Raw genomic sequence first — 22,024 nt, 5'->3', positions numbered from 1 at the left:
GAAGAATTTCATGCAAGCAGTGCGTAACTGGGCTGCCCGTTGTGCGCCGTGGGTTGGCGCGGTGGGCCTGTTCGGCGCTGTACAGCTGGCTCGTGCCGGCGATTACGACGGCTCGCCGAAAGTGACCGAGTTCGTTGTCCAGATGAGCCGCGACTACGGGTTTGCCCCTGAGCAATTGAACGGTGTATTCCGCGAGGTACAGCGCAAGCAGTCGATCCTCGACGCGATTTCGCGCCCGGCCGAACGGGTCAAACCGTGGAAGGAATACCGGCCGATGTTCATCACCGACGCGCGCATTGCCCGTGGTGTGGACTTCTGGCGCCAGCACGAGGCGGTACTGGCCCGTGCCGAGCACGAATATGGCGTGCCTGCGCAGTACATCGTCGCGATCATCGGTGTGGAGACTTTCTTCGGCCGTAATACCGGCAACTATCGGGTCATCGATGCCTTGTCGACCCTGGCCTTCGACTACCCGCCGCGCGCCGAATTCTTCCGCAAGGAGCTGCGCGAGTTCCTGTTGCTGGCCCGTGACGAGCAGGTCGACCCGCTCACCCTCAAGGGGTCCTACGCCGGTGCCATGGGCCTGCCGCAGTTCATGCCGAGCAGCTTCCGCAACTACGCCGTGGACTTCGACGGCGATGGCCACATCAATATCTGGAACAACCCTGACGATGCCATCGGCAGCGTGGCCAGCTACTTCAAGCGCCATGGCTGGGTGGCCGGTGAGGGTGTGGTCAGTCGTGCCCAGGTCGCAGGCCCGCAGGCCGATCAGGGCCTGACCACCGGCATTGAGCCGGTGAAAACGGTCGGGGAGTTGCGGGCGCTGGGCTGGTCGAGCCATGATGCGTTGCGCGATGATCTGCCGGTTACCGCTTTCCGCCTGGAAGGCGACAACGGCCCCGAGTACTGGATGGGCCTGAAGAACTTCTACGCGATCACTCGCTACAACCGCAGCGTGATGTATGCCATGGCGGTGCATCAGCTTGCGCAACAGCTGGTCCAAGTACGGGGCGTCAAGTAATGCGCGCGATCTTCTCTGCCAATACCTTCAAGCTGCTGACCTGCATGACTGTCGGCATGCTGCTGGTCAGCTGTTCCTCCAGCCGTCCGCCCTCCCAGGCCAGTGGCAACGTCGTCCGTTCGCAGCCCGGCCTGGACATCAACCGTGCCCACAAGGACGGTGCGCCGTGGTGGGATGTGGACGTCAACAAGATCCCCGATGCCACGCCGACCCTGCATACCGGCGCCTACAAGGCCAACCCGTACACCGTGCTGGGCAAGACCTACTACCCGATGCAGGACGCGCGCAACTATCGCGCCGAGGGCACCGCGTCGTGGTACGGCACCAAGTTCCACGGCCAGAACACTGCCAACGGCGAGCTCTACGACCTGTATGGCATGAGCGCGGCGCACAAGACCCTGCCGCTGCCGGCTTACGTCAAGGTGACGAACCTGGCCAACGGCCGCAGTGTGATCCTGCGGGTCAATGACCGTGGGCCGTTCTACTCCGACCGCATCATCGACCTGTCCTACGCTGCGGCGAAAAAGCTCGGCTACGCCGAGATCGGCACTGCGCACGTGCGGGTCGAGGGCATCGACCCGCAGCAATGGTGGGCACAGAAGGGCCAACAGCCGCCGCTGATGCTCAAAGAGCCCCAGGTCGCGCAGACCCAGGCGATTCCAGCCAGCACCGGGCGGGTCGAGCAATGGACCCCGCCGCCACAGCAGCACGCGGCGCCGGTGGTACCGGTGCAGGTGGGCGGCAACAGTGTGGCAGCCGCCAGCGGGGGCAACGTGCTGCAGGTTGGCGCTTTTGCCAACCCGGATGCCGCCGAACTGCTGCGCTCCAAGCTGAGCACCATGGTCAGCGCGCCGGTATTCATCAGCTCCATCGTGCGTAACCAGCAAACCCTGCACCGCGTGCGCCTGGGGCCGTTCAGCAGCCAGGGCGAGATCCAGCAGGCACAAAACAGCATTCGCCTGGCGAACCTTGGGCAGGCCAAGCTGGTCACAGCTGATTGACCGTTGCTGTGGGGGCTTTGACCCCCACAAACTGTCGGTTTTGTCATGAATTGCCAGCCCCGGCCATGTACAATGTCGGCTTTTGCCCGCAGCGTCATAACGACGCACTTTGTGGGCCGTCCATGGCCACCAAAACTAGACTGACTGGCGCTGGGCACACGATGTGGCCCACGGAACATCAGACCATTAGCGATTTTCGAGAGACGGATGAACATCACCAACCTTGCCAAACGACTTTGCCTGCCCGTACTGCTGATGCTCACGCCTGCTGCCTTTGCAGCAGAGCAGATGATGCCGGCGCCACCGCAACTGGCAGCCAAGTCCTACGTACTCATGGACGCGTCCAGCGGCAACGTGCTGGTCGAGAACAACGGTGACGAGCGTCTGCCGCCAGCCAGCCTGACCAAGCTGATGACCGCCTACATCGCCACTGTCGACATCCGTCGTGGCCAGATCGGCGAGAACGACCCGGTCACCGTCAGCGAAAACGCCTGGCGTACCGGCGGTTCGCGCATGTTCATCAAGGTCGGTAGCCAGGTCACCGTGAGCGACCTGCTGCACGGCATCATCATCCAGTCGGGCAACGATGCCTCGGTTGCCCTGTCTGAGCACATCGCCGGCAGCGAAGACGCCTTCGCCGACATGATGAACAAGACCGCTGCCGAGCTGGGCATGTCCAACAGCCACTTCATGAACCCGACCGGCCTGCCGAACCCGGAGCACTACTCCTCGGCTCACGATATGGCGCTGCTGGCCCGCGCGATCATCACCATCGACCCGGCCCACTACGCCATCTACTCGCAGAAAGAGTTCTTCTGGAACAACATCAAGCAGCCGAACCGCAACCTGCTGCTGTGGCGTGACAAGACCGTCGACGGTCTGAAAACCGGCCACACCGAAGAAGCCGGTTACTGCATGGTGGCTTCGGCCGTACGTGACGGCCAGCGCCTGATCGCCGTGGTGTTCGGCACCAACAGCGAACAAGCCCGCGCTGCCGAGACCCAGAAGCTGCTGACTTACGGCTTCCGCTTCTTCGAAACCCAGACCTTCTACCAGAAGGGCACCGAACTCACCCAGGCGCCGGTCTGGAAGGGCGCTACCAGCCAAGTCAAGGCTGGCCTGGCTGACGACCTGACCATGACTATGCCTAAAGGCCAATTGAAGCGTCTGCAGGCTTCGATGACCATGAACCCGCAGCTCACCGCACCGATCGCCAAAGGTGACGTGATCGGCAAAGTGGAAGTCAAACTGGACGAGAACGTGGTTCACAGCGCCGACCTGATCGCCCTTGATGGCGTCGAGGAAGGTGGTTTCTTCCGCCGTATGTGGGATAGCATCCGTCTATTCTTCTACGGGTTGTTCAACTGATACGTGACCTGCAAGCCCCCGCGCATCCTGCGGGGGCGTTGTTGTTGCCACGGCTTACGAGGCCGTTTCCGCCATGAGCGAACCAGACGTCAAGTCGCACAAGATCGAATTCCCCTGCGACGATTACCCGATCAAGGTAATCGGCGATACCGTTGTCGGCTTCAGGGACACGGTGATCGAGATCCTCAGCAAGCATGCCAAGGTCGACCTTGCCACGCTGGCCGAGCGCCAGAGCAAGGAAGGCAAGTACACCACCGTGCAGTTGCATATCATCGCTGAAAGCGAAGACCAACTGCACGACATCAACAGTGCCTTGCGTGCCACCGGCATCGTGAAAATGGTGCTCTGATGTCGCGTTGCCTCGGTATTCGCGAGCTTGGCCTGCAGCCCTATGAACCGGTGCTGGAGGCCATGCGTCGCTTCACCGAGCAGCGTAGCCCGGACAGCCAGGACGAAATCTGGCTGGTCGAGCACCCCGCGGTCTTCACCCAAGGCCAGGCCGGCAAGGCCGAGCACCTGTTGGTACCGGGCGAGATCCCGGTGGTGCAGACCGACCGCGGTGGCCAGGTGACCTACCATGGCCCCGGGCAGTTGGTGGCCTACCTGCTGCTGGATGTGCGCCGCCTGGGCTATGGCGTGCGCGAGCTGGTGAGCCGAATCGAGCAGACCCTGATCGACCTGCTTGCCAGCTATGACGTAACCGCCGTGGCCAAACCCGATGCGCCGGGTGTCTATGTCGACGGAGCGAAAATCGCCTCCCTCGGCCTGCGAATCCGCAACGGCCGTTCCTTCCACGGCCTTGCTCTGAACGTGGACATGGACCTCGCGCCATTCCGCCGAATCAACCCCTGCGGGTATGCGGGGCTGGCCATGACCCAGCTGCGCGACCTGGCAGGCCCGATCGAACTCGACGAGGTCAGGACAAGGCTGCGCGGACAGCTGGTCAAGCACCTCGACTATGCTGAGCAGACGACCCTCACGGGCGGAATCGACTGAATATGACAACTGTGCAAGAAGCCGTGCCGAACCTGATACCTACCCAGGATGCCACCGCGCGCCCAGCGCCGAAGAAAGTGGAAGCTGGGGTAAAACTGCGTGGCGCCGAAAAGGTTGCGCGCATCCCGGTGAAGATCATCCCCACCGACGAGCTGCCGAAAAAGCCAGACTGGATTCGCGTGCGCATCCCGGTATCGCCGGAAGTCGACCGCATCAAGCAGCTGCTGCGCAAGCACAAGCTGCACAGTGTGTGCGAAGAGGCGTCCTGCCCGAACCTGGGCGAGTGCTTCTCCGGTGGCACCGCAACCTTCATGATCATGGGTGACATCTGTACCCGTCGCTGCCCGTTCTGCGACGTCGGCCATGGTCGGCCGAAGCCGCTGGACCTGGACGAGCCAAAAAACCTGGCCGTGGCCATCGCCGACCTGCGCCTGAAATACGTGGTGATCACCTCGGTGGACCGCGACGACCTGCGTGATGGCGGTGCCCAGCACTTCGCCGACTGCATTCGCGAAATCCGCGCATTGTCGCCGGGCGTGCAGCTGGAAACCCTGGTGCCGGACTACCGTGGCCGCATGGACGTCGCCCTGGAAATCACCGCGCAAACGCCGCCGGACGTGTTCAACCACAACCTCGAGACCGTACCGCGCCTGTACAAGGCCGCGCGCCCGGGTTCGGACTATGACTGGTCGCTGGATCTGCTGCAGAAGTTCAAGCAGATGGTTCCGCACGTGCCGACCAAGTCGGGCCTGATGCTGGGCCTGGGCGAAACCGACGAGGAAGTGATCGAGGTCATGCACCGCATGCGCGAGCATGACATCGACATGCTGACCCTCGGCCAGTACCTGCAGCCATCGCGTAGCCACTTGCCGGTGCAGCGTTTCGTCCACCCGGACACCTTCGCCTGGTTCGCCGAGGAAGGTTACAAGATGGGCTTCAAGAACGTCGCGTCCGGCCCGTTGGTACGTTCGTCGTACCACGCCGACCAGCAGGCTCACGAAGCCAAGATCAAGCTCTGATCCGGGCTTGAGCTGAACATGCCGATGCACGCTGAAAGGCGGCATCGGCATTTTTGTTTTTGCGGTACAGAAAGGAGCTGCGATGAACTGCGCTGAAACCATGGAATCCCGTTTGCCCAGGGCGCTGGCGAACAATGCCTGCTTCGCCATTGTTGCCCCGGCAGGGCCGGCGCGCCTGGATGCACAGAAGGCCGGCCAGTGGTTCGCCGAGCGTGGCTACCGCTGCCGGATCTACCCGGGTGTTCATCAGGCCGAGGGTTACCTGGCCGGTAGCGATGAGCAGCGCTTGCAGGACCTGCATGCGGCCTTTGCCGACCCGGAGGTCGACGCGATCCTTTGTATGCGCGGGGGTTATGGCAGCATGCGGTTGCTCGACCGGTTGGATTTCGAGTTGATCCGCCGCAACCCCAAGCCGCTGGTCGGCTACAGCGACATCACCGCACTGCACACGGCCATCTACCAGCGTACCGGGCTGATCACCTTCCACGGCCCGATGCTCAATGCCGACTTGTTGGGCGCCAAGTTGCAGCCGACCGAGTCGTCGCTGCTGGCCCAATTGGGCGGGCTTCTGAGGGGCGGGGATGAAATTGTCCATCCGTCCGAATTCGCCTTGAATTGCGTTGTACCCGGTGCCGCCAGTGGGCGCTTGCTTGGTGGCAACCTGTCGATGCTGAGCGCAACCCTGGGGACGTTAGCGGAGATTGATACCCAGGGCTGCATCCTGTTCATCGAGGACGTCAACGAGCCGCTTTATCGGGTGGACCGGTTGCTGACCCACTTGCGCCTGGCAGGCAAGCTGGAGGGCATCAAGGGCGTGCTGGTAGGGGATTTTGCCGGGATTACCGTGGCGGCATTGACGCCGCTGTTGGAGGAGACATTCGGGCGGCTGGGCGTGCCGGTGCTGGCCGGGTGGCGCAGTGGGCATTGTGACCCGAATGTGTGCTTGCCGTTGGGGGCCTGGGTGAGGCTGGACAGTGGGAAGCAGAAATTGGTGCTGGGTCACGATCTGTTCAAGGGCTGAGATCGCCGGGGCTGCTTCGCAGCCCAGTCGCGACACAAGGCCGCTCCTACAAGAGAATGCGATTCCTTGTAGGAGCGGCCTTGTGTCGCGATGGGCCGCATGCGGCCCCAGGGGCTTCAGCGCTGGCGCAGGCTGTCGAGCAGCTTGTGGGTCGGATAGCCATCCGCCGGCCACCCCAGTTGCTGCTGGGCATTGCGAATGGCCTTGCGAGTGTTGGCCCCGATGATGCCATCCGGGTTCCCTGCTTCATGGCCGCTGGCATTCAGCAGATTCTGCAGTTCCATCCGTTCGCTGCGGCTCAACGGCAGGTCTTCCTTCGGCCAACTGCCGCTGATGAAGCCCCAACCCGAGAAGCGATCACCCAGCAAGCTCACCGCCAGCGCGTAGGACGACGAGTTGTTGTACTTGAGGATCGCGCGGAAGTTGTCCAGGACCAGGAACGCCGGCCCACGGGCGCCGGCTGGCAACAGCAGGGCAGCCGACAGCTGGTTGCTGCCGGCTGGCAGCTGGGTGCCTGCCGGTAGCTTTACACCCATCTGCAGCCATTCATACACCGGCTTGCGCAGCGCGCCGTCGGCCTGCCAGTAGTCGAAACCTGCCGGTATCTGCACTTCGAAGCCCCACGGTTGGCCATGCTTCCAGCCCGAGCTCTGCAGGTAATTGGCTGTTGAGGCCAGGGCGTCGGGTGTGCTGTTCCAGATGTCGCGGCGGCCGTCACCGTCGAAGTCCACCGCGTAACTGTTGTAGGTGGTCGGGATGAACTGGGTCTGGCCCATGGCCCCGGCCCACGATCCGCGCATGGCCTCAGGCTGGATATCGCCATGCTGGATGATCTGCAGGGCGGCGATCAGCTGGTCCTGGGCGAATTGTGGCCGACGACCTTCATAGGCCAGGGTCGCCAGTGAGCGGATCACAGACTTGCTGCCCTGGAACTGGCCGAAGTTGCTCTCCATGCCCCAAACAGCGACGAGTGCCTGGCGGTCGACGCCATAGCGTTGCTCGATGCGGGTCAGCAGTTCGGCGTTCTGCTCCAGCAGTTTCTTACCGTTGCGCACGCGAAGGGGCGATAGCGCGCCATCAAGGTATTCCCACACCGGGCGGGTGAATTCGGGCTGGCTGCGGTCGGCCTTGATCACGTCCATGTCTGGCGTGACGCCGAGGAACGCGCGGTCGAAGGTGTTCGGCGCGATGCCGGCCTGCAATGCCTGCTGGCGGAAACCGGCTTGCCATTGGGCGAAGGTTTGCAGGGGCTGGATTTCAGTGCTGACGTCGGGCGTGGTACCGGGCAGGGTAACGACCGGCGCAGGCTGGGCGGGGGCCAGCGGCAGGGCGTCGGCGGCGGTGGGTTTTTCCGCGCAGGCGACGAGCAGGATGAAGCTGGAGGCCGCGAACAACTGGCGGGAATTCCAACGGGGAAGAAGACTCAAGAGCATGCACAGATCCAGAATTGCAGGTCAGGTGCCGACCATACCATGCCTGCGCTTGCGATGCTTTCATGCGGCCAAAAAGTAAGAAGCCTCCCAATCTCTCGATTGGAAGGCTTCGCGGCGGTAGCTGCCTTTGCCCTTGTTCGGTTGTTCCTGACGGCAGCGGAACAGCGGTTGGGCGATGATCGACTTGGCCTTGTTGGGGCCGTGTTTTTTCGGCTTCTTGCTCATGGCGAGGTTCCCGGCTTGGGTGGATTACCGGGCGGACTTTAGGGCTTGGGGCAGGGTGGGGCCAATTGATTGTGTATATGGCCGGGCAGGAGCCTGCATAAGCTCCGGTTACTCCGGTGGTAGTACCAGCCGCTGGCCTGCCATCAACAGCGCCAACCGCGATAGCCCAGTCCAGGGCGAGCCTTCGGCCTGGCCCTTGATCTGCGCATCGATACGCTGGGCATCCTGCAGCAGCTGAGCCCAACGCTGCGCCGAGAGACGTTGAAGGGCTTTGCTGACCAGCGGTCGGCGTTTATCCCAAACGGGTGGGCGTGCCTGGCTGAAGGCTTTGTCCAGTGGCACGCCTTGGCTGAACTGCTGGGCCAGCCCGGCCAGCAGGCGCAGTTCACGGGCCAGTGCCCAGAGAATCACTGGCGGTTCCACGCCCTCGCCACGCAAGCCTTCGAGCATACGCAGTGCATGCGCGGCTTCACCATTGAGGATGGCATCAACCAGCCCGAAGACATCGAAGCGCGCACTGTCGGCAACGGCAGCCTGAACCGTCTCGACGGTGATCTGGTTGCCGTCTGCCAGCAGCTTGAGCTTTTCGATCTCCTGGGCTGCGGCCAGCAAGTTGCCTTCGACCCGCGCGGCGATCAGGTCAACGGCATCGCGCTGGGCCGACAGCCCGGCCTGGGCCAGGCGCTGGTTGATCCACTGAGGCAATTGCTGAGCATCCACTGGCCAGATCTGGATGAACTGGCAGTGGGTGCCTTCGATGAGTGCCTTGCCCCACTTGGTCTTTTGCGCACTGCCATCGAGCTTGGGCAGGCTGATCAGCAGCAGGGTGTCTTCGGCGGGCTTTGCACAATACTCCATGAGCGCAGCGGCGCCCTTGTCACCGGGCTTGCCTGAGGGTAGGCGCAGCTCCAGCAGGCGCCGTTGGGCGAACAGCGACAGGCTGGCACCCGCTTGCAGCAGGGTGCCCCAGTCGAAGTTGGCATCGGCGCTGAACACCTGGCGCTCGTCGAAGCCTTGCTGACGCGCCGCGTTGCGGATGGCGTCGGCGGCTTCCTGGCACAGCAGCGGGTCGTCGCCGCTGACCACGTAGACCGGGGCCAGGCTACCTTGCAGGTGCTTGTTGAGTTGGGCGGGGGCGAGCTTCATGGGAGCAGGCGGGGCACCGAAGTGCCCCGCTCGGGCTTAGTTGCCCGGGATTTCCAGAGGCGACTGCTGCGGCGTTTCCGCCTGCTGGCGGCGCGCGGCCTCCAGTGCGTCGGCTTCGGCCTTGGCACGTGCGTCGGCCTTGCGCTGCAGTTCGTCGAGTTGCGACGGGCTCAGCAGTTGCAGGCGTGAGACCATCGACTGCACCAGGTCGCGGCGCATTTCTTCGCGAGCCCGCTGGGCTTCCTGATCGGAGCCGGTGATGTTGCCGCCGTCACGCACATACGTCTTGCGCACTTCTACCTTGTCGCTCATCAGCTCCAGGTTGTTCAGGCCCAGGATGCTGTAATTGAGCGTGGTGGTGAGCTCATACTCGGCCGTGCTGTTGCCGCCGGCATAGCTCGCCGAGCGCGAGTTTTCCTGCTCGTTGGTCAGCACCAGGCGATAAGGCGCGCCGGCATGCACGTTGACGCCACTGCGCTCAAGTACCTGGCGCAGTTGCACCAGGGTAGGGCCGTAGGCATTGCGTGCACTGACGTCCATCTCCTTGACCTGCAGATCGTTGGTGCCGGTGCCGCGCAGCTGGAAACCGCAGGCGCTGAGCAGAACAGCCAGGCCCATTACCAGCAGATTGCGTTTGATCATGTTGTTGCTCCCTTGTGGGCCGATACCGCCCACCCGCACGGGGTGCAGGTGGGCGTTGCCATCAGTTGGCGACGATGTTGACCAGTTTGCCCGGTACCACGATGACCTTGCGGATAGTCAGGCCGTCGATGAAGCGCAGGACGTTTTCGTTACTGCGTGCAGCGGCTTCGACTTCCTCACGGCTGGCGGCGGCAGGCATTTCAACCTGGCCACGCAGCTTGCCGTTGACCTGCACCACCAGGGTGATGCTGTCCTGCACCAGGGCGCTCTCGTCGACCGCAGGCCAGCCAGCGTCAATGACGGCCTGGTCGTGGCCCAACTGCTTCCACAGCTCGTGGGAAATGTGTGGGGTGATCGGCGCCAGCAGCAGGGTCACAGCCTCCAGGCCTTCCTGCAGCAGGGCACGGTCCTGTTCGGTGGCCTGAGGGGCTTTCTCCAGCACGTTCATCACGGTCATCACCTGGGCGATGGCGGTGTTGAACTTGTGGTACTGGCCGACGTCGGTACTGGCCTGCTTGATTGCAGCGTGGATGGCGCGGCGGATGACCTTCTGTGCGTCGTCCAGTGCGGCGACATCCAGCTTGCCGGGCAGGCCCTGGGCGACGTGAGCCTGGGCCAGGCGCCAGACGCGGCGCAGGAAGCGGCTTGCACCTTCGACGCCGGAGTCGGACCACTCCAGGCTCGCGTCGGGCGGCGAGGCGAACATCATGAACAGGCGGCAGGTGTCGGCGCCGTACTGGTCGATCATCGACTGCGGGTCGACGCCGTTGTTCTTCGACTTCGACATCTTCTCGGTGCCGCCGATTTCCACCGGCAGGCCGTCGGTCTTCAGGCGGGCGCCAATGATCTTGGCCTTGGCATCGCGTTCGATTTCGACGTCGGCCGGGTTGAACCAGTCCTTGCCGCCGTTGCTGGCCACGCGGTAGTAGGTCTCGGCGACTACCATGCCCTGGGTCAGCAGGTTCTTGAATGGCTCGTTGGAGGTGACCAGGCCCTCGTCACGCATCAGCTTGTGGAAGAAGCGCGCGTACAGCAGGTGCAGGATCGCGTGCTCGATACCACCGATGTACTGATCGACCGGCAGCCAGTGGTTGGCCGCTTTCGGGTCGACCATGCCACCTTCGTAGTTCGGCGAAGCGTAGCGGGCGAAGTACCAGGACGATTCCACGAAGGTGTCCATGGTGTCGGTTTCGCGCTTGGCCGCAGCGCCGCATTTCGGGCAGCTGCATTCGTAGAACTCAGGCATGCGCGCCAGCGGCGAACCGGCGCCGTCCGGCACCACGTTCTCCGGCAGGGTAACTGGCAGCTGGTCTTCCGGCACAGGTACGTCGCCGCACGACGGGCAGTGGATGATGGGTATCGGGCAGCCCCAGTAGCGCTGGCGGCTGATGCCCCAGTCGCGCAAGCGGAACTGGGTGCGCGATTTGCCCAGTTCCTTGCGGATCAGGGCCGCTTCGATGGCGTCGAAGGCGCCGGCGAAGTCCAGGCCGTCAAACTCGGCGGAATTGATCAGCTGGCCATGCTCGCCATAGGCGGCCAGCCACTCGCTGCCGACGTCGTCGCCTGCACTAGTACGCACCACGGCCTTGACCGGCAGGTTGTACTTGTGGGCGAACTCGAAGTCGCGCTCATCGTGGGCCGGTACGGCCATCACGGCGCCATCGCCGTAGTGCATCAGCACGTAGTTGGCGACCCACACCGGCAGCTTCTCGCCGGTCAGCGGGTGCTCGACGAACAGGGAAGTGGGCATGCCCTTCTTCTCCTGGGTGGCCATGTCGGCCTCGGCGACGCTGCCGCTCTTGCATTCGTCGATGAACGCCTGCAGTGCCGGGTTGCCCTGGGCGGCCTGGGTGGCCAACGGGTGCTCGGCGGCAACGGCGACGTAGGTAGCGCCCATCAGGGTGTCCGGACGGGTGGTGAAGACCTTCAGGGTGCCTTCGTGGCCGATGCTGGCCTGGTCGAACGGGAACTGCACTTCCATGCCGCGCGACTTGCCGATCCAGTTGCGCTGCATGGTCTTGACCTGCTCAGGCCAGCCCGGCAGCTCGTCGAGGCTTTCCAGCAGCTCGTCGGCGTAGTCGGTGATGCGGAAGTAGTACATCGGGATTTCGCGCTTCTCGATCAGCGCGCCCGAACGCCAGCCACGGCCGTCGATGACCTGCTCGTTGGCCAGTACGGTCTGGTCGGCCGGGTCCCAGTTCACGGTCCCGTTCTTGCGGTAGATGATGCCTTTCTCGAACAGGCGGGTGAACAGCCACTGCTCCCAACGGTAGTAGTCGGGCTTGCAGGTGGTGACTTCACGTGCCCAGTCGATGGCCAGGCCCAGGCTCTTGAGCTGGGTCTTCATGTAGTCGATGTTTTCGTACGTCCACTTGGCCGGGGCAACGTTGTTCTTCATTGCCGCGTTTTCCGCAGGCATGCCGAAGGCGTCCCAGCCCATCGGTTGCAGGACGTTCTTGCCCAGCATGCGCTGGTAGCGGGCGATCACGTCACCGATTGTGTAGTTGCGCACGTGGCCCATGTGTAGCTTGCCGCTCGGGTACGGGAACATCGACAGGCAGTAGTACGTGTCCTTGCCTGGCTGTTCGGTAACAGCGAACGATTGTTGCTCGTCCCAGAAGTTCTGGGCGGCGGCTTCGATATCACGGGGCGTGTATTGTTCGTGCATGGCTACTTTTTGCTGAGAGGGAAGAGACCTTGTTCCAGGCAGCGGAACCTCGCTGCGTCCGGCACTCCGGTGTCGTTTAGAGTGAACGCCGTAGCATACAGCAGCGCCGCGCATCGTGGGAAACCTTGATTGCGAATGCCCGCTGGTCGCGGCATCTGGCTGCTTTTTACGGCGACGCTAAGCTCAGGTGTGGGGGGAGATAATCTTTATCTTCAATGAGGTGAACGGATGGGAGAGACGCAGCTACCCGCAATCAAACCGGAGCTTTACGAACGCCTGATCGACCGTCTTGGCCTGGCACTGGAAGTCGCCAGAACCTCGGTAAGATTACGCGACGAGATGCCAGCCGAGCTGGAGTTGCGTGGTTTGAGCCATGCAGAGTTCGAAGTGATCAAGGCTTACCTGGAGTCCCTCCCGGAACGCCGCAATGCCTGCGCCGGTACATTCCCGCAAGCGGAACCGACAACGGCCAAGATCATCTGGCTCAAGGACAAGAAACGCCCCGCCAACTCGGCGAGATCCAGGACGCTGCCGCATCGCTAGCCGTTCAGGACGCCAGGCGCGGGCAATCGCGCGCCGGTTCTACAACACACTTCCCATGATCGACGCCGGCCCGGGCTTGTTGACCGGCGTCGATCCTCTATAGGCTGCACGCCTTCCATGGAGGTGTGTCGATGCCGATTCGTTTTTTCATCAAGCAATGGCTCATGCCACCTGGCGTCCTGTTTGTGCTGCTGCTCGCGGCATGGTGGTTGCGCAAGCGGCGGCCACGACTGGCGGCGCTGTGCTTTGTCGTGGGGCTGGGCGGCTTGTGGCTGATGAGCTTGCCGCTGGTGGTGCAGGAATCAGCCCGCCTGCTGGAGTCCGAGCCGCCTTTGTCGACAGGTGACTGGGCTGGCCTGGCAGGCAGGGCAGATGCCATCGTCGTCCTCGGTGCAGGGCGTGAGCGTGGTGACCCGGCCTGGGGTGGCGCTGATCAGCCAACGGCAACAGCCCTCGAGCGCATGCGTTTTGCCGCGCGCCTGGCGAAGGCTTCGGGCTTGCCAGTGCTGACCAGCGGTGGCCTGCATTACGGTACCCCGCCGAGCGAAGCGCAGTTGATGGCGGAGCGCCTGCGGGAGGATTTCGCTGTCGAGGTGAAATGGAAGGAAGAGGCCAGCCGCACCACTTGGGAGAACGCCCAGCTGAGCGCCAGGGTGTTGCAGCCGCTGGGGATACACCGGGTGGTGGTGGTGACCCAGGCGTGGCATATGCAGCGCTCGCGCTGGAGTTTCGAGCAGGCCGGGTTCGAGGTGGTGTCGGCGCCGGTGGGGTTCCTTGGGCGCGATCATGCACGGCCGTTCGCTGGGTTGCTGCCGGAGAGCCGGGCCATGTGGCAGAGCGGGCAGCTGCTCAATGAAGCGGTGGGGTTGGTGGGGTATCGGTTGTTCTATCGGTAACCTGCACTGGCCTCTTCGCGGGGCAAGCCCGCTCCTACAAGGGCGCGCAATCCGCTTGTAGGAGCGGGCTTGCCCCGCGAAGAGGCCAGTGCAGGACGACTCAGACGGTCTTGGCGATGCGCCCAGCCAGCAACGCCCAGCCCAGCAACAGCACACACAGAATCGCCAACGGCCACGACCGCCACTGCAGGTACGGTGTCAGCTGCTGCATCGGCACCACTTCGCCATACAGCACCGCCCGCTGGAATTGCGGCACTTCTGCGGTGATTTTGCCAAACGGGTCGATCAGCGCGGTCACGCCGTTGTTGGTGGCGCGGATCATCCAGCGGCCGGCCTCCAGTGCACGCATCTGCGCCATCTGCAGGTGCTGCAGCGGGCCGATCGAGGTGCCAAACCAGGTGTCGTTGCTGATGGTCAGCAGCAGGTCGCTGCGCGCTGCCAGGCCCGCAGCGAACTCGGGGTAGACCACTTCGTAGCAGATGAACGGCGCAATCTGGTAGCCCTTGGCCTGCAGCAGTGGCTGGTCGGCGGGGCCGCGAGCGAAGTCCGACATCGGCAGGTTGAAGAACTCGATCGCACCGCGAAGCATGTCCTGCAAGGGCACATATTCGCCGAAGGGCACCAGCTTCTGCTTGAGGTAGGTACCGTCGCCTTCGCCGGTCACAGTGACACCGTTGAAGAAACGCCGCTGGCGATGCACGATTTCACGCACCGGCACGCCGGTAATCAGTGCCGAATGCCGGTCGGCGGCAAAGCGGCCCATCACGTCGATGTAGCCCTGGGCCTGGTCCTTGAGGATCGGCACTGCGGTTTCCGGCCACACCAGCAGGTCAACGGGCTTGGAGCTGAAGCTCATGTCACGGTAGAGCGCCAGTTGCGCATCGATATGCGCCGGGTCCCATTTCAATTCCTGTTCGACGTTGCCTTGCAAGGCTGCAACCTTGAGCGGGTCGCCGGCAGGCTTGGTCCAGGCGTGGCCCTTGAGGGCCATGCCGATCACCCACGGCGCCAGCAGCACCACCACACCTGCGGCGAGGAATGACGGGCGTTGGCGCAGGCGGTGCAGGTTGCACAGCAGCGCGGCGCTCAGCGCCAAGGTGAAGGAAATCAGCCACACACCACCCAGCGGTGCCAGGCCTGCGAGCGGGCCCTCCAGCTGGCTGTAACCGGCGTACAGCCAGGGGAAGCCCGTGAGGAACCAGCCACGGAAGGCTTCCTGCAGCAGCCATAGCGCGGCAAAGCACAGGGCGTCGGCCAGCGGCGCTTCATTGCGCCTGAACCAGCGCGCCCACAGCCACGTGGGCAAGGCGAAGAACCAGGCAAGGGCGGCAAAGAACGCCAGCAGCAAGGCGATCGCCAACAGCGGCGAGGCGCCGCCGTAGGTGTTCATGCTGACGTAGATCCACCAGGTGCCAGCGCCGTAGAGGCCGAAGCCGAACCACCAGCCACGCCACATGGCCTGGCGCGGGCTGAGCTCGCGCAGGCCAAGGTAGAGCAGGGCGATGGACAGCAGGGCCAGCGGCCAGATGTCGAACGGCGCCAAGGCCAGGAGTGTCGATGCGCCGGCCGCCAGGGCCAGCAGGTTACCGGGCCAGCCGGGGCGGGTGATCCAACGCATGTTTGTCCTTAGCGGGTGATCGGGGTCAGGCGCAGCAAGTGTATCCGCCGGCTGTCGGCATTGAGAATACGGAACTTGTAGGCGCCGATCTCGGTGGTCTCGTTGCGCTTGGGCAGGTGGCCGAAGGCGCTCATCACAAGGCCGCCGACGGTGTCGAACTCGTCATCCGAGAACTCGCTGTCGAAGAACTCGTTGAAGTTGTCGATCGGGGTCAATGCCTTGACCAGGAAGTCGCCGCTGGGGAGCGGCTTGATGTAGCTGTCTTCCTCGACGTCATGCTCGTCCTCGATGTCGCCGACGATCTGTTCCAGCACGTCCTCGATGGTTACCAGGCCTGCTACGCCACCGTATTCGTCGATGACGACGGCCATGTGGTTGTGGTTGGCGCGAAACTCGCGCAGCAGCACGTTAAGCCGCTTGGACTCTGGCACGAAGGTGGCCGGGCGCAGCAGGTCCTTGATGTTGAAGCTGTCGCCGTTCTCCTTGAGGATCAGCGGCAACAGGTCCTTGGCCAGCAGGATCCCGAGCACATCGTCATGGCTCTCGCCGATCACCGGATAGCGCGAGTGGGCGGCGTCGATGATGGCCGGAAGGAACTCGCGCGGCGATTGGGTCGCCTTGATGCTGATCATCTGCGAGCGCGGGACCATGATGTCGCGTACCTGCAGGTCAGCGACCTGGATGGCACCTTCGACGATGGTCAGCGCTTCGCTGTCGAGCAGCTTGTTCTGATGGGCTTCGCGCAGCAGCTCAAGGAGCTCCTGGCGGTTTTTCGGCTCATGGGCAAAAGCCTGGGTCAGTTTACCCAGCCAGGACTTCTGCCCGTTGCTCGATCGATCTTCGCTCATGGCGGTTCTCGTGATCCTTCGTGTATCAGTGTGTGAGAGGTTCGTTTTCATCGTCGGCGTACGGGTCAGGGTGACCCAGTTCTGCCAGCAATTCCCGTTCCAGTGCTTCCATCTCTTCGGCCTCATCGTCGTCGATGTGGTCGTAGCCGAGCAGGTGCAGGCAGCCGTGAATGACCAGGTGTGCCCAGTGCGCTTCCAGGGCCTTGCCCTGTTCGGCGGCCTCGCGCTCGACCACCGGCACGCAGATCACCAGGTCGCCCAGCAGCGGTATGTCGAGCAGATCGTCGGGCACGTCGGCCGGGAACGACAGCACATTGGTCGCATAGTCCTTGTGCCGGTAGGTGTGGTTGAGTTCGCGGCCTTCGGTTTCGTCGACCAGACGAATGGTCATTTCCGAGTCGGCGGTGCGCTGGCGCAAGGCCAGTTCGCACCAGCGGCGGAAGGCGGCGTCATCCGGGGCGTCAGCATCCGTGGCCCGTTGCAGGTCGAGTTCAAGCATCTTTGCCGGGGACCTCGGGCTTGACCTGGCGCGCTTCGAAGCGGTCGTAGGCCTCGACGATACGCTGCACCAGTGGGTGACGAACCACATCTTTGGGTTGGAAATGGGTGAAACTGATCCCCGGTACGTCCTTGAGCACTTCGATCACATGGGCCAGGCCCGACTTGGTGCCACGGGGCAGGTCGACCTGGGTGATGTCGCCGGTGATCACCGCGGTCGAGCCGAAGCCGATACGGGTGAGGAACATCTTCATCTGCTCGAGCGTGGTGTTCTGGCTCTCGTCGAGGATGATGAAGCTGTTGTTCAAGGTGCGGCCACGCATGTAGGCCAGCGGGGCGATTTCAATCACCTGGCGCTCGATCAGCTTGGCCACGTGCTCGAAGCCGAGCATTTCGTACAGCGCGTCGTACAGTGGGCGCAGGTACGGGTCGATCTTCTGGGCCAGGTCGCCAGGCAGGAAGCCGAGCTTTTCGCCCGCTTCGACCGCCGGGCGCACCAGCAGGATGCGCCGCACCTGCTCACGCTCCAGGGCGTCGACGGCGCAAGCGACGGCAAGGTAGGTCTTGCCGGTACCGGCCGGGCCGATGCCGAAGTTGATGTCGTTGGCCAGGATTTCCTTGACGTAGCGTTGCTGATTGACGCCACGCGGGCGGATGTTGCCCTTGCGCGTGCGCAGCGAGACGCTGACTTCATTGACCGCCGGGTTATCGATGTTTTCCACCGTCGACTCCTGCAGGTACAGGTGCACGGTCTCTGGCGAAAGGTCGTTGGCCTTGGTCTCGCGGTAGAGACGGCGCAGCAGTTGCTCGGCAGCGGAAGTGGTCTTGGGTTCGCCGATCAGCTCGAATTGATTGCCGCGATTGCGGATTTCAATCGCCAGGCGTTGTTCGATCAGGCGCAGGTGCTCGTCGAACTGGCCACACAAGTTGGCGAAACGGTGGGCCTCGAAGGGTTCGAGGATGAAACGATGGGGTTGTATGGGTGCGTTCAAGGTCGTTTTTAGCCGCTCGACGGCAATGAAGGTGAACTCAAGAATAACCCTTGAAGGGCAGTGGCGAAAGCACTGAAACGATCAAGGGTTGGTACAAGCGGTGTACCTGCGCGGGCCTGGGCCTGCTCTGCTATGATGCGCGCCTTTTCTTACGCATGTGTTATCCCGCCGAACATGAGCAAACGCGAACCCGCCATCTATAAAGTGATCTTCCTCAACCAGGGGCAGGTCTTCGAGATGTATGCCAAGCAGATCTACCAGAGCGACCTGTGGGGCTTTCTGGAAATCGACGAGTTCGTTTTCGGCGAGCGCACCCAGGTGGTGGTCGACCCGAGCGAAGAGAAGCTCAAGAATCAGTTCGAAGGGGTGATCCGCAGTTTCGTGCCGATGCATTCGATCGTACGCATTGACGAGGTGGAGCGCCTGGGCACGGCCAAGATCAGCGAGGCCAGGGCCAGTGGCAACGTGATGCCGTTCCCCATGCCGATGCCGGAGAAGTAAGGCTCAGGGCAGTGGCGAAAACGGTGTGCGCCCTTCGGCGTTCTGCAGTTCCAGCAGGTACTTGCGGAAGATCTGGCCAAGCACCTGGGTGGCGTGTTCCAGTTCGTCGCGGGGCATTTGCTCGGTCACTTCGTCGGCCATGTCCAGCGCATCTTCGGCACCGTTGACTGCAGCCATCTTCAGCAGGATATAAGCCTGCACGTTGTTGGCCTTCACCCCTTCGCCATGGAAGAACATGGCGCCAAGGCGGTATTGGGCTTCGGCGTGGCCTTGCAGCGAGGCCTTCTCGAACCAGTCCAGGGCCTTTTTCAGGTTTTTCGGCGTGAGCGTGTAGTAGTACTCGCCCAGCTCGAACTGTGCCTGGGCGTCCCCGGTCGCCGCTGTTTCCTCGCAGGTTTTCAGCGCGTTCTGCAGGTCTTCTGGCTGAACATTGAGCGTGCAGCGCCCCGTTGCCGGAATCAGCAACGAGTTACCGCCCTCCGCCAGGGCCAGCAGGGGCTGAAGAAGCAACAGGCAGCCCAGGGTAAGGGCGCGGCCGGTGCGGTTCATGGGGATCGACTTACCTCTGCAAAGCTGCGGCCAATGTCTCTGGTGGCACATTATGGGATAAGCAGCGCCAACCTTACAAAGTTTTACGCGAAATTGTGTTGAGAAGAAGGGTTTGCTGATTGGATTGGCATTTATTGCCTGCACGCGCCTCTTCGCGGGTAAACCCGTTCCCACAGGTTACACGCATAACTTGTGGGAGCGGGTTTACCCGCGAAGAGGCCGGTGCAGGCGGCCAGTCACTTCAGCGCGGCAAAGGCTTTTTCAGCTGCATCCAGGGTGATCTGCAGTTCTTTTTCACCATGAGCGATCGAAGTGAAGCCAGCTTCGAACGCGCTCGGTGCCAGGTACACGCCGCCGTCGAGCATCAGGTGGAAGAAGCGCTTGAAGCGCTCAGCGTCGCTGGCCATCACGTCGTCGAAGGTGACGATGTCGTCGGCACCGCTGAAGTACAGGCCAAACATGGCGCCCGCCTGGGTGGTGACGAACGGTACGCCAGCGGCATCGGCACGCTGCTGCAGGCCGTCGAGCATGCGGCTGGTGAAGGCGGTCAGTTCGTCATGGAAACCCGGGCGGCTGATGAGCTTCAGGGTGGTCAGGCCTGCGGCCATGGCCAGCGGGTTGCCCGACAGCGTACCGGCCTGGTAGACCGGGCCCAGCGGGGCGATGCAGCCCATGATTTCGCGCTTGCCACCGAAGCAGCCCACGGGCATGCCGCCGCCGACGATCTTGCCGAAGGTCGACAGGTCCGGCTTGATGCCGTAGTAACCCTGGGCGCCGCCCAGCGAAACACGGAAACCGGTCATCACTTCGTCGAAGATCAGCACCACGCCGTGCTTGTCGCATTGCTCGCGCAGGCCTTCAAGGAAGCCAGGCGCTGGCGGAACGCAGTTCATGTTGCCGGCCACGGGCTCGACGATGATGCAGGCCACGGTCTGGCCGACCTCGGCCAGGGTCTTTTCGACCGCAGCGATGTCGTTGAACGGCAGCGTCAGGGTGTGTTTGGCAAAATCCGCCGGTACACCTGCCGAGCTCGGCACGCCCTGAGTCAGCAGGCCCGAACCGGCCTTGACCAGCAGGCTGTCGGAGTGGCCGTGGTAGCAGCCTTCGAACTTGATGATGGCGTCACGGCCGGTGTAGCCACGGGCCAGGCGGATGGCGCTCATGGTCGCTTCGGTACCGGAGCTGACCATGCGTACCATTTCCATCGATGGTACCAGCGAGCAGACCAGGTCGGCCATCTCGGTTTCCATCGCGGTCGGCGCGCCGTAGGACAGGCCGTGCTCCAGCTGGCGGCGTACTGCGTCGAGCACGTCCGGGTGGCCATGGCCAAGGATCATCGGGCCCCACGAGCCGACATAGTCGACATAGCGCTTGTCATCTTCGTCGACGACGTAGGCGCCTTCGGCGTGCTTGAAGAACAGCGGCGTGCCGCCGACGCTCTTGAAAGCGCGGACCGGCGAGTTGACGCCACCTGGGATGTGTTTCTGGGCTTGGGCGAACAGGGCTTCGGAACGGGACATGGGGTCTTCTCTCGAAATCAGGAAGCGAATAGGGCGTTGAAGGCGCGGGCGCGGCGGGTGACTTCCTGCGCGCTCTCGGCGCCGAACAGGCCGTGGATCACCGCCAGCAGATCGGCACCGTGGGCGATCAGCGGGGCGGCGTTGTCGAGGGTGATGCCACCGATCACGGCGATCGGCAGTTTCACCTGGGCACGGGCCTGCTCCAGCAGGTCGACATTGGCAGCCGGCGCACCGGGCTTGGTAACGGAATTGAAGAAGCGGCCGAAGGCCACGTAGCTGGCACCTTCGCTGGCCGCCTGGGCGGCCAGCTCGAGGCTGGCGTGGCAGGTGGAGCCAATGATCGCCTGGCGACCGAGCAGGGCGCGCGCGGGTGTCAGCGGGCCGTCGGTCTGGCCCAGGTGCACGCCGACGCCCAGGCGTGCGGCCAGCTCGGCGTCGTCGTTGATGAGCAACTGGGTGCCATAGCGCTCGCACAGCTTCATCAGCGCTTCGGCCTCGCGCAGGCGGCGGGCGGCGTCATCGCTTTTGTCACGGTACTGCAGCAGGCACACACCGCCTTCCAGCGCGGCTTCGACGTGGGACAGGAAACGGCCGGCGAGCAGCTGGCTGTCGGTGATCGCATACAGACCGCGTAGCTTCATTTAAAGCCTCGTATCAGGAGCAGAAATCCAGGGGCAGCCGGCGCGGGACGAATTGGCCCTTGCCCAGCTGTTCGGCGTCGCGCAGGGTGCGCCAGGTGTAATCCAGGGCGCTTTTCACCGCGCTTTGCAATTGCTCGCCAAGCGCCAGGCGACCGGCCAGGGCGCTGGCCAGGGTGCAGCCCGAGCCGTGGTAGCTGCCCGGCAGGCGCTGGCAGGTCCAGGTGAGGCTCTGGCCGTCGCGGCTGTACAGGCGGTTATGGATTTCGTCCTCGTCACCGTGACCGCCGGTGATCAGCAGGTGTCTACAGAACGGCAACAGTTTTTCGGCACATTCGTCGGCGGTGCCTTCAGGCAGTTCCGCGAGGATGCGCGCTTCCGGCAGGTTCGGCGTGGCGATGGTCGCCAGCGGCAGCAGGCGTTCGCGCAGGGCATAGCCGACTTCGTCCTTGCCCAGGCGGCCACCGCCACCGGCGCGCAGCACCGGGTCGCAGACCAGCGGCAGGTGCGGGTGGGCACTGAGCAGTTCAGCGACGGTGTCGACCATGCTGATCGAGCCGAGCATGCCCAGCTTGACGGCGGCGACCGTGGAGTCGGCCAGCACGGCATTGGCCTGGGCCAGGACCCACTCGCGGTCGAGCACGCGGAAGTCGGAAACGTTGACGGTATCCTGCACGGTCAGGGCGGTCACGGTAGGTGCGGCGTGACAGCCTTGGGCGATCAGGGCTTCGATATCTGCCTGCAAGCCGGCGCCGCCACTTGGGTCGTGGCCGGAGAGACAGAGGACAACGGGGCGGGAGCTGTAGGTATTCATGGTCGGCGAGCTTACCACCAAACCCATTTGCGCGGATCGTCCTACAAGACTGAATTGCTGATCGAAC

General features: G+C 63.3%; 23 protein-coding genes. 10 read left to right on the top strand and 13 right to left on the bottom strand.

The genetic code is table 11. The features are described from left to right. The first annotated feature begins 10 nt into the window (after positions 1–10). From mltB to APH28_RS11810, 7 genes are all read left to right on the top strand, one after another. Positions 11–1,021 (top strand): lytic murein transglycosylase B, encoded by a 1,011-nt coding sequence (gene mltB, locus APH28_RS11840; RefSeq protein ID WP_060509608.1) that lies wholly within the window; start codon positions 11–13, stop codon positions 1,019–1,021. Then, positions 1,021–2,022: a septal ring lytic transglycosylase RlpA family protein gene (locus tag APH28_RS11835; protein WP_060509523.1), complete on the top strand. Its 1,002-nt coding sequence runs from the start codon at positions 1,021–1,023 to the stop codon at positions 2,020–2,022. The genes mltB and APH28_RS11835 overlap by 1 nt, the downstream gene beginning before the upstream one ends. Before the next feature lie 207 nt (positions 2,023–2,229). Further along, positions 2,230–3,390, top strand: a complete 1,161-nt coding sequence (locus APH28_RS11830) for a D-alanyl-D-alanine carboxypeptidase family protein (protein ID WP_060509521.1) — start codon at positions 2,230–2,232, stop codon at positions 3,388–3,390. A 73-nt stretch (positions 3,391–3,463) separates the two neighbouring features. Further along, positions 3,464–3,739 carry a DUF493 domain-containing protein gene (locus APH28_RS11825; protein WP_060509519.1) on the top strand — a complete coding sequence of 92 codons (276 nt, stop codon included), beginning with the start codon at positions 3,464–3,466 and terminating at the stop codon, positions 3,737–3,739. Beyond that, the gene (gene lipB, locus APH28_RS11820) at positions 3,739–4,386 is read left to right on the top strand and encodes a lipoyl(octanoyl) transferase LipB (protein WP_060509517.1); all 648 of its coding nucleotides are present in this window, start codon (positions 3,739–3,741) and stop codon (positions 4,384–4,386) included. Before APH28_RS11825 ends, lipB begins: the two co-directional genes overlap by 1 nt. A 2-nt stretch (positions 4,387–4,388) precedes the next feature. Next, positions 4,389–5,405 carry a lipoyl synthase gene (lipA, locus tag APH28_RS11815; RefSeq protein WP_060509515.1) on the top strand — a complete coding sequence of 339 codons (1,017 nt, stop codon included), beginning with the start codon at positions 4,389–4,391 and terminating at the stop codon, positions 5,403–5,405. A gap of 82 nt (positions 5,406–5,487) precedes the next feature. Further along, a complete protein-coding gene (locus APH28_RS11810) occupies positions 5,488–6,426 on the top strand; it encodes an LD-carboxypeptidase (protein WP_060509513.1) in 939 nt (312 codons plus the stop codon). Between the two features lie 116 nt (positions 6,427–6,542). Here the strand turns inward: APH28_RS11810 and APH28_RS11805 are convergent, their stop codons facing one another. The 5 genes from APH28_RS11805 to leuS form a co-directional block, all read right to left on the bottom strand. After that, positions 6,543–7,859 carry a lytic murein transglycosylase gene (locus APH28_RS11805; protein ID WP_060509511.1) on the bottom strand — a complete coding sequence of 439 codons (1,317 nt, stop codon included), beginning with the start codon at positions 7,857–7,859 and terminating at the stop codon, positions 6,543–6,545. 60 nt (positions 7,860–7,919) lie between these two features. Further along, a complete protein-coding gene (arfA, locus tag APH28_RS11800; RefSeq protein WP_003257578.1) occupies positions 7,920–8,084 on the bottom strand; it encodes an alternative ribosome rescue factor ArfA in 165 nt (54 codons plus the stop codon). 108 nt (positions 8,085–8,192) lie between these two features. Further along, positions 8,193–9,230, bottom strand: coding sequence for a DNA polymerase III subunit delta (holA, locus tag APH28_RS11795; RefSeq protein WP_060509509.1), 1,038 nt, complete (start codon positions 9,228–9,230; stop codon positions 8,193–8,195). Between the two features lie 36 nt (positions 9,231–9,266). Next, a complete protein-coding gene (gene lptE / locus APH28_RS11790; RefSeq protein WP_060509507.1) occupies positions 9,267–9,872 on the bottom strand; it encodes an LPS assembly lipoprotein LptE in 606 nt (201 codons plus the stop codon). 61 nt (positions 9,873–9,933) lie between these two features. After that, positions 9,934–12,540, bottom strand: coding sequence for a leucine--tRNA ligase (leuS, locus tag APH28_RS11785; protein WP_060509505.1), 2,607 nt, complete (start codon positions 12,538–12,540; stop codon positions 9,934–9,936). Between the two features lie 228 nt (positions 12,541–12,768). Between leuS and APH28_RS11780 the strand changes: the two genes are divergently transcribed. Both APH28_RS11780 and APH28_RS11775 read left to right on the top strand, forming a co-directional pair. Next, positions 12,769–13,083, top strand: a complete 315-nt coding sequence (locus APH28_RS11780; protein ID WP_060509503.1) for a hypothetical protein — start codon at positions 12,769–12,771, stop codon at positions 13,081–13,083. Between the two features lie 131 nt (positions 13,084–13,214). Next, positions 13,215–13,979, top strand: coding sequence for a YdcF family protein (locus APH28_RS11775; protein WP_060509497.1), 765 nt, complete (start codon positions 13,215–13,217; stop codon positions 13,977–13,979). Between the two features lie 100 nt (positions 13,980–14,079). On the opposite strand, the gene lnt is transcribed toward APH28_RS11775, so the two are convergent. From lnt to APH28_RS11755, 4 genes are read right to left on the bottom strand one after another with little or no spacing between them, the layout of a single operon-like run. Beyond that, positions 14,080–15,597: an apolipoprotein N-acyltransferase gene (lnt, locus tag APH28_RS11770; protein ID WP_060509495.1), complete on the bottom strand. Its 1,518-nt coding sequence runs from the start codon at positions 15,595–15,597 to the stop codon at positions 14,080–14,082. 8 nt (positions 15,598–15,605) lie between these two features. Continuing rightward, positions 15,606–16,445 carry an HlyC/CorC family transporter gene (locus tag APH28_RS11765; protein WP_060509493.1) on the bottom strand — a complete coding sequence of 280 codons (840 nt, stop codon included), beginning with the start codon at positions 16,443–16,445 and terminating at the stop codon, positions 15,606–15,608. 25 nt (positions 16,446–16,470) lie between these two features. After that, on the bottom strand, positions 16,471–16,944 hold the full coding sequence (ybeY, locus tag APH28_RS11760) for an rRNA maturation RNase YbeY (protein ID WP_060509491.1): 474 nt from the start codon (positions 16,942–16,944) through the stop codon (positions 16,471–16,473). After that, positions 16,937–17,935 carry a PhoH family protein gene (locus APH28_RS11755; protein WP_060509489.1) on the bottom strand — a complete coding sequence of 333 codons (999 nt, stop codon included), beginning with the start codon at positions 17,933–17,935 and terminating at the stop codon, positions 16,937–16,939. The genes ybeY and APH28_RS11755 overlap by 8 nt, the downstream gene beginning before the upstream one ends. A gap of 174 nt (positions 17,936–18,109) precedes the next feature. Between APH28_RS11755 and APH28_RS11750 the strand changes: the two genes are divergently transcribed. Further along, positions 18,110–18,436: a DUF1820 family protein gene (locus tag APH28_RS11750; RefSeq protein WP_060509487.1), complete on the top strand. Its 327-nt coding sequence runs from the start codon at positions 18,110–18,112 to the stop codon at positions 18,434–18,436. Between the two features lie 3 nt (positions 18,437–18,439). Here APH28_RS11750 and APH28_RS11745 read toward each other — a convergent pair whose 3' ends face one another. The 4 genes from APH28_RS11745 to APH28_RS11730 all read right to left on the bottom strand — a co-directional run bounded on the left by APH28_RS11745 (position 18,440) and on the right by APH28_RS11730 (position 21,957). Further along, entirely contained in the window at positions 18,440–18,985 is a 546-nt protein-coding gene (locus APH28_RS11745; protein WP_060509485.1) for a tetratricopeptide repeat protein, read from the bottom strand. Positions 18,986–19,221: 236 nt separating this feature from the next. After that, positions 19,222–20,505 (bottom strand): glutamate-1-semialdehyde 2,1-aminomutase, encoded by a 1,284-nt coding sequence (hemL, locus tag APH28_RS11740; RefSeq protein ID WP_060509483.1) that lies wholly within the window; start codon positions 20,503–20,505, stop codon positions 19,222–19,224. A gap of 17 nt (positions 20,506–20,522) precedes the next feature. After that, positions 20,523–21,146 carry a thiamine phosphate synthase gene (gene thiE / locus APH28_RS11735; protein ID WP_060509481.1) on the bottom strand — a complete coding sequence of 208 codons (624 nt, stop codon included), beginning with the start codon at positions 21,144–21,146 and terminating at the stop codon, positions 20,523–20,525. Positions 21,147–21,159: 13 nt separating this feature from the next. Further along, entirely contained in the window at positions 21,160–21,957 is a 798-nt protein-coding gene (locus tag APH28_RS11730) for a hydroxymethylpyrimidine/phosphomethylpyrimidine kinase (protein WP_060509606.1), read from the bottom strand. Between the last annotated feature and the right edge of the window lie 67 nt (positions 21,958–22,024).

Origin of the sequence: Pseudomonas sp. NBRC 111124, from assembly GCF_001320245.1 — a bacterium.
Taxonomy (GTDB): domain Bacteria; phylum Pseudomonadota; class Gammaproteobacteria; order Pseudomonadales; family Pseudomonadaceae; genus Aquipseudomonas.
Note: the sequence above shows the minus strand (reverse complement) of the source record. Positions and strands in the feature narration are given on the sequence as shown.

Coding starts and splice junctions, on each gene's coding strand:
- mltB (WP_060509608.1), top strand. CDS start 11: ATGCAAGCAGTGCGTAACTGGGCTGCCCGTTGTGCGCCGTGGGTTGGC.
- APH28_RS11835 (WP_060509523.1), top strand. CDS start 1,021: ATGCGCGCGATCTTCTCTGCCAATACCTTCAAGCTGCTGACCTGCATG.
- APH28_RS11830 (WP_060509521.1), top strand. CDS start 2,230: ATGAACATCACCAACCTTGCCAAACGACTTTGCCTGCCCGTACTGCTG.
- APH28_RS11825 (WP_060509519.1), top strand. CDS start 3,464: ATGAGCGAACCAGACGTCAAGTCGCACAAGATCGAATTCCCCTGCGAC.
- lipB (WP_060509517.1), top strand. CDS start 3,739: ATGTCGCGTTGCCTCGGTATTCGCGAGCTTGGCCTGCAGCCCTATGAA.
- lipA (WP_060509515.1), top strand. CDS start 4,389: ATGACAACTGTGCAAGAAGCCGTGCCGAACCTGATACCTACCCAGGAT.
- APH28_RS11810 (WP_060509513.1), top strand. CDS start 5,488: ATGAACTGCGCTGAAACCATGGAATCCCGTTTGCCCAGGGCGCTGGCG.
- APH28_RS11805 (WP_060509511.1), bottom strand. CDS start 7,859: ATGCTCTTGAGTCTTCTTCCCCGTTGGAATTCCCGCCAGTTGTTCGCG.
- arfA (WP_003257578.1), bottom strand. CDS start 8,084: ATGAGCAAGAAGCCGAAAAAACACGGCCCCAACAAGGCCAAGTCGATC.
- holA (WP_060509509.1), bottom strand. CDS start 9,230: ATGAAGCTCGCCCCCGCCCAACTCAACAAGCACCTGCAAGGTAGCCTG.
- lptE (WP_060509507.1), bottom strand. CDS start 9,872: ATGATCAAACGCAATCTGCTGGTAATGGGCCTGGCTGTTCTGCTCAGC.
- leuS (WP_060509505.1), bottom strand. CDS start 12,540: ATGCACGAACAATACACGCCCCGTGATATCGAAGCCGCCGCCCAGAAC.
- APH28_RS11780 (WP_060509503.1), top strand. CDS start 12,769: ATGGGAGAGACGCAGCTACCCGCAATCAAACCGGAGCTTTACGAACGC.
- APH28_RS11775 (WP_060509497.1), top strand. CDS start 13,215: ATGCCGATTCGTTTTTTCATCAAGCAATGGCTCATGCCACCTGGCGTC.
- lnt (WP_060509495.1), bottom strand. CDS start 15,597: ATGCGTTGGATCACCCGCCCCGGCTGGCCCGGTAACCTGCTGGCCCTG.
- APH28_RS11765 (WP_060509493.1), bottom strand. CDS start 16,445: ATGAGCGAAGATCGATCGAGCAACGGGCAGAAGTCCTGGCTGGGTAAA.
- ybeY (WP_060509491.1), bottom strand. CDS start 16,944: ATGCTTGAACTCGACCTGCAACGGGCCACGGATGCTGACGCCCCGGAT.
- APH28_RS11750 (WP_060509487.1), top strand. CDS start 18,110: ATGAGCAAACGCGAACCCGCCATCTATAAAGTGATCTTCCTCAACCAG.
- APH28_RS11745 (WP_060509485.1), bottom strand. CDS start 18,985: ATGAACCGCACCGGCCGCGCCCTTACCCTGGGCTGCCTGTTGCTTCTT.
- hemL (WP_060509483.1), bottom strand. CDS start 20,505: ATGTCCCGTTCCGAAGCCCTGTTCGCCCAAGCCCAGAAACACATCCCA.
- thiE (WP_060509481.1), bottom strand. CDS start 21,146: ATGAAGCTACGCGGTCTGTATGCGATCACCGACAGCCAGCTGCTCGCC.
- APH28_RS11730 (WP_060509606.1), bottom strand. CDS start 21,957: ATGAATACCTACAGCTCCCGCCCCGTTGTCCTCTGTCTCTCCGGCCAC.